A 679-nucleotide genomic window follows, 5' to 3' on the forward strand; every position below is an offset into this window, starting at 1 on the left:
TCGAACGCGGCATCACCAACGCCACACACTGCCCAGCCCCCACACCACGGCCAACCAACAACTGCGCCAACCGATTCGAAGCCTCATCCAACTCCCGATACGTCAACGACCGATCACCGAAACGGACCGCCACCGCATCACCAACACGAGCGACCTGCTCACCAAACAACACCGGCACCGACACCGCCGGCCCCACCGGCGAAACCACCGGCGAAACCAACACCTCCCGATTACTCCACAGATCCAACCGGGCCCGCTCACCACCATCAACCACATCCACCGACGACAACCGGACATCAGGATCAGCAGTCATCACCTCCAACACCCGCACCCACCGCGCGATCAGCGTTTCGATCGTGGCAGTGTCGAACACATCGGTGCGGAACTCCACCGACCCCTCGATCCCGGCGGGTTCACCCGTGGCAGTCCAGCGTTCAGCCAACGAGAACGACAAATCCATCCGCGCGGTATGGGTATCCACGAGCACCGGAGTCAACGTCAAATCACCAAGCGCCAACCCCCCCACCGAATCATCAGCACCCAATCCGGCCATGTTCTGCCACGCCAACATCACCTGAATCAACGGATGATGCGCCATCGACCGCACCGGGTTGAGGTGCTCAACAAGGACCTCAAGCGGCACATCCTGATGCTCGAAAGCTTCCAGACTGCGGGTACG

At 61.1% G+C, this 679-nt stretch carries 1 protein-coding gene; it reads right to left on the reverse strand.

Annotation, left to right across the window (positions count from 1 at the left end; all coding sequences use genetic code 11):
- The coding region (locus tag DB708_RS23700) for a condensation domain-containing protein (RefSeq protein ID WP_133251049.1) at positions 1-679 on the reverse strand (679 nt) is incomplete at both ends.

Source organism: Mycobacterium montefiorense, from assembly GCF_003112775.1.
Classification (GTDB): domain Bacteria; phylum Actinomycetota; class Actinomycetes; order Mycobacteriales; family Mycobacteriaceae; genus Mycobacterium; species Mycobacterium montefiorense.